Origin of the sequence: Desulfosarcina sp. (genome assembly GCF_033791525.1) — a bacterium.
Lineage (GTDB): Bacteria > Desulfobacterota > Desulfobacteria > Desulfobacterales > Desulfosarcinaceae > Desulfosarcina.
Genome location: NZ_JASJGN010000166.1, coordinates 1 through 4741, shown reverse-complemented (window position 1 = coordinate 4741; position 4741 = coordinate 1). Strand labels below are relative to the sequence as shown.

Sequence of the window (4741 nt, the reverse complement as noted above, 5' to 3'; positions counted from 1 at the left end):
AAGATTCCTTAGTTGCATTCAACAATTGGTATTTAGCACACTACTGTAGCCCGGAGGATTTGCCATGCCAGCCATCGAAATGAACACCAGCACCGTGAGTAAAATTAATAATTCATTCAAACCTGAAGGGTTTTACAGTGTGGAGTTTGCTGTAAACGAGCCTCATCCGGTCTATCAATTCAAGATATGGCGCAGCGAATCCAGCCCCATGTTCGTTGTGGTCAAGGAGAATTCTGCCGTTCTTCCTAAACTCAAGGCCGGCAATGTTTTGAACATGACCTACTACAGCAGTGACGCGCATTGCCCCAAAAAGCAGATCGAAACGCGTATAGGGCATATTTGCAGTGAACGGCAAGGTCGTTTCCAGGGGCATTGCACAATCGACCTGGTTCCGGTTAACCAAGCAACCAATTAGAATTAAAGCCCATACAGGCCAACCCAATGATGGTAATGATGAAGAAAAAACTGACTTTGTTGATATTTGACGCTACCGGTACCCCGGTCAAACAGACAACCATTCCCAGAATGCTGCTTCCGATGGCCTTCATGTTTTTTATGGCTGGAGCAATTGCCCTGTACTTGGGCATCTCCGACTATCTACGCATGAAAACTGAAGTGAAGGATGTCCATAGCCTTCGCTCATCCCTGCAAATGCAGGAAGAACGGGTTGTTCAGCACCAGAGTCAAATTGTCGCTTTTTCAAACAAAATAAATTCCTTGAACACAAAATTGGCAGAACTTGACAATTTTGAGCAAAAAATCCGGATCATTGCCAATCTTGAACCCAACAATGACGGATCAAGTATCTTTGGTGTGGGTGGTTCTGATCCGGAAGACCTGGACCCCACAACGATGATGGTACAGGATTACCAGGAGCTTGTCCGGGACATGCACGTTGAAATCAGTGAAATCGATCAGGCTTCCCATAACCAGCAACAGTCATTTTCGTCGATCTTCAGCCAGCTGGAAGGAAAGCGGAACTTATTGGCCGCCACCCCCTCCATCCGGCCATTAAAAGGGTGGATATCATCGCGTTTCGGATACCGGGAGTCACCCTTCACCGGCCGGCGTGAATTCCACCGCGGACTCGACATCGCCACGCATGCCGGATCGCCGATCATTGCACCGGCGGACGGCCTGGTGACCTATTCCGGAAGAAAGGGGCTGATGGGCAATATGATAACCATTGAACACGGATTCGGCATGGTAACCCGGTACGGTCATACCAAGAAACTACTCAAGAAAAAGGGTAACCGCGTAAAACGCGGTGAAACCATCGCCTTAGTGGGCAATACGGGTCGGAGTACCGGTCCTCACCTTCACTACGAAGTCCGCTTAAATGGGGTGGCCGTCAATCCAATGAATTATTTCTTTAATTGATAGACAGGAAAGGTTGCACAAAACCAGACATGACATTTGTTCGGGCGATACAAAAGTACACAGAAGAATCAGACGACACGGCACCGTCGGTAAAAAAAAGAAGGCTAAAAAATGAAAAAGACAGTTTTCTTGATCTTATCAGCGATGACAATTTTATTGTGTGGATGCAGCACGGGTTCCGGTATTGGATTGATGAGAACCGCGAGCCCCGGAAATGCGTTGATCAATACCCATGCAGACCCTACGCCCAAGGTAGCTCATGATCGCGGGGTCTGCATGTTGATTAACGCCCAATCATCCCTGAACATCAATGTCGAATGCATTCTCGAGTATGTCCAGGGAGACGCCAGCTTCGACCCGGCAGAAGAGCAAAGCGACTTTCTGAATCCATGGGTCCGCTTGAATTATTCCTTTTGATCCGCAGCTGACAATCATTAAGGAACATAAAAAACCCTTGCCAGCCCAACTGCCGGCAAGGGTTTTTTATGTGTTAACGCACTTTTTTAAAGCGTGGCAAAAACCTTTTCAGCCGCAGACAGGGTTTTCTGGATGGCCTCGTCATCGTGGGCGGCAGATAAAAAAAACGCTTCAAATTGAGAGGGTGCCAGGTAGATGCCGTTTTCCAGCATCCCTTTATAATAGGATGAGAATCGCTCTAAATTGGATTTTTTGGCGTCGGCAAAACTGTTCACTGGTTGATCGGCAAAAAACAGGCCCAGCATCGCGCCTGACCGGGCGCAGGCAACCGGGATATTGGCCTTTTCGGCCACTGACTGCAATCCGCTGATCAGCCTTTCCGCCTGGGCATCCAGGCTTTCATAAAAACCGGGTGTTTTCAATTGCTTCAGCGTTGCAATCCCCGCGGCCATGGCCAAAGGGTTTCCTGACAGGGTACCGGCTTGGTAAACGGATCCCCTGGGAGCAATGTGCGCCATAATCTCACAACGTCCGCCGTATGCACCCACCGGCAGGCCGCCGCCGATAATTTTACCGAAGCAGGACAGGTCCGGGGTTATGCCATAACGTTCCTGAGCCCCGCCAAAAGCGACCCTAAAGCCGGTCATAACCTCATCGAAAATGAGCAATGCGCCATATTTTTCAGATGTTTCACGAAGGGTTTCAAGAAACTGGTCATCCGGCAGCACCAAACCCATGTTTCCAGCTACCGGCTCAACAATGATGCAGGCAATCTGGTCCCCTTTTTCCGTCATCACCTTATTCAGCGTATCAATGTCATTGTAGGGAAGCGATAACGTATGCTCTACAAACGTGGCGGGGACTCCTGAACTTCCGGGAATTTGCAGGGTAGCGACACCGGAACCGGCTTCCACCAGCAGAGAATCGGCATGCCCATGGTAGCAGCCATCAAATTTGATGATCTTATCCCGACCGGTGTAACCCCGTGCCAACCGAATGGCGCTCATGGTGGCTTCCGTGCCCGAATTAACCATTCGCACCATCTCCATCGAGGGAATGGCCTTGACAATCAATTCTGCCAGCTCAATTTCCAGTTCGGTGGGCGCCCCAAAACTGGTTCCTTTCTCCAAGGCGGACGAAATGGCAGCGATCACCGATGGATGCCGGTGGCCCAGGATCATCGGGCCCCATGATCCGATATAATCAATATATGCGTTGCCGTCGGCATCGAAGAGCCAACACCCGTCGGCACGGTCGATAAACAATGGATCCATTCCCACGGAACGGCAGGCCCTGACCGGGCTGTTCACGCCGCCGGGGATCAATTCCTGTGCCCTTTTGTATAATGCAGTGGATCTCTTCTTATTCATGGATGGGTATCCTTTCTGATTGAACAGAATAAAACGGGTTGACTTTTAGGTTGCTGGATGAGGAAACTACCAAACACGGGCAGTCAGGTCAAGCCGGAGCGACACGGGGGAGAGATGGCGATAACTGGAGGGCTGAAAGCTGGCCGGCCATTTTCCATGAGAGCTAAGTTTTTTTTAACCCTCCCCGCGGCATAGCCGCGGGGAATGTTCTGCCTGTAACGGCAGTGCTGCACAGCACCGTAAGGATAAAAAATCGATTTTCAGTTCGCTCGCTAACCCCGCCGCAAGCGGCGAGGAATGCGCTCACTATCGCGGTTCAACTCCGGCAGGCGCTTACGACGACCGATGAAACACCGCCAGGCAGTAGATAAACTTTCAAAATTGCTGATATATATTCTTGGCCGGCAGCCTGATGAATTCGGCCTGCTTCCCGACGAAAATGGCTACGTGAAAATCAAAAACCTGATGAAGTCCCTGGGTGAAGAATCCGGCTGGCGCCATGTGCGATTGAATCAAATTCGTGAAGTGATCTATTCAACCGGTTCGCCAGCAGTTGAGATTGAGAATAACCTGATCCGGGCCACAGACCGAACCCGTCTTTTTTTACCGGAGATCCCGGAGTCCTTCCCCAAACTGATCTATTACGCCGTTCGCCAACGCGCGTACCCCGTATTGCTGGAAAAAGGCCTGACCGCTGCTGCCTCCGGAAATCGGATCATCCTGGCCAGCGATATCGCCATGGCTCAACGGCTTGGCCGGCGGATCGATCCGTCCCCGGTAATTCTGACAGTAAACTCGGAGAATGCCCGGAAAAACGGGGCCACGGTATGGCGTTTTGGCAATCGATTGTTCCTGTCGGATGGTTTACCGCTTGGAAGTTTCAGCGGCCCACCACTTCCCAAAAAACGACCAGAGGCGAAGCAGGTGGAAATGCCCATATCGCAGGCAGCGCCAAAGACACCCGGAAGTTACTATCTGGACCTGACCATTGATTCAACCCATAAAGATCAGCCGAAAAAAAGATCGCGTCAACGCAAGAATGAATGGAAGCGGGATCGAAAACGAAGCAGTCGGAACAAGGTCAAAGGATGGCCGGATGATTAGCGGTCCGTCTATTTGGCCCTAACGGCAAAAAAACGCATTGACATCCACCGTCTTGGCTGTTACTAAACGCCCTTGTTTTGCGACACCAAAAGGGCCGTTAGCTCAACTAGGCAGAGCACCTGACTCTTAATCAGTAGGTTGAAGGTTCGATTCCTTCACGGCCCACCAGTAAAATAAAGGGGTTAAGCAGGTCACTTAATCCCTTTTCTAGTTTTGGGTGCTGATGGCGTTCGCCTGGATGCATCAAATCCCGGGTCCTCCTTCTTTTTCCAGCGATTAAATTTTAGAATCCCTTTTTAATTTCTATTGCGGCTGTTGCCTAATTCATATTATTAACTGAATTCAAAACTACCTGCACGCCCCTTATTATTATACCTCCTACCCCAGAGGTCTTCCTTATTCGTCGTCAGGCTCCAGCAGATGGCTGATGACAGGAAAAGGTCGGGAAAAACCGCTACATCATGTAGGAT

5 protein-coding genes and 1 tRNA gene are annotated in these 4741 nt (G+C 50.2%); 5 read left to right on the top strand and 1 reads right to left on the bottom strand.

All coding sequences use genetic code 11. The annotated features are described in order from the left end of the window. Nucleotides 1–64: 64 nt before the first annotated feature. The 3 genes from QNK41_RS08045 to QNK41_RS08035 all read left to right on the top strand — a co-directional run bounded on the left by QNK41_RS08045 (nt 65) and on the right by QNK41_RS08035 (nt 1797). Complete coding sequence (locus QNK41_RS08045; RefSeq protein WP_319255544.1) at nt 65–415, top strand: hypothetical protein; 351 nt, start codon at nt 65–67, stop codon at nt 413–415. Nucleotides 416–450: 35 nt separating this feature from the next. Then, on the top strand, nt 451–1380 hold the full coding sequence (locus QNK41_RS08040; RefSeq protein WP_319255542.1) for a M23 family metallopeptidase: 930 nt from the start codon (nt 451–453) through the stop codon (nt 1378–1380). A gap of 192 nt (nt 1381–1572) precedes the next feature. Next, entirely contained in the window at nt 1573–1797 is a 225-nt protein-coding gene (locus tag QNK41_RS08035) for a hypothetical protein (RefSeq protein WP_319255540.1), read from the top strand. An 86-nt stretch (nt 1798–1883) separates the two neighbouring features. Here QNK41_RS08035 and hemL read toward each other — a convergent pair whose 3' ends face one another. Continuing rightward, nucleotides 1884–3167: a glutamate-1-semialdehyde 2,1-aminomutase gene (hemL, locus tag QNK41_RS08030; protein WP_319255538.1), complete on the bottom strand. Its 1284-nt coding sequence runs from the start codon at nt 3165–3167 to the stop codon at nt 1884–1886. Between the two features lie 345 nt (nt 3168–3512). Here hemL and QNK41_RS08025 point away from each other — a divergent pair, with 345 nt between their 5' ends. Continuing rightward, the gene (locus QNK41_RS08025) at nt 3513–4271 is read left to right on the top strand and encodes an RNA 2'-phosphotransferase (RefSeq protein WP_319255536.1); all 759 of its coding nucleotides are present in this window, start codon (nt 3513–3515) and stop codon (nt 4269–4271) included. Nucleotides 4272–4362: 91 nt separating this feature from the next. Beyond that, a tRNA-Lys gene (locus tag QNK41_RS08020) sits at nt 4363–4439 on the top strand. The last annotated feature ends 302 nt before the right edge of the window (nt 4440–4741 follow it).

Bases quoted from the DNA above. Each gene is read 5' to 3' on its own strand.
- QNK41_RS08045 (WP_319255544.1), top strand. From the start codon at position 65: ATGCCAGCCATCGAAATGAACACCAGCACCGTGAGTAAAATTAATAAT.
- QNK41_RS08040 (WP_319255542.1), top strand. From the start codon at position 451: ATGATGAAGAAAAAACTGACTTTGTTGATATTTGACGCTACCGGTACC.
- QNK41_RS08035 (WP_319255540.1), top strand. From the start codon at position 1,573: ATGAGAACCGCGAGCCCCGGAAATGCGTTGATCAATACCCATGCAGAC.
- hemL (WP_319255538.1), bottom strand. From the start codon at position 3,167: ATGAATAAGAAGAGATCCACTGCATTATACAAAAGGGCACAGGAATTG.
- QNK41_RS08025 (WP_319255536.1), top strand. From the start codon at position 3,513: ATGAAACACCGCCAGGCAGTAGATAAACTTTCAAAATTGCTGATATAT.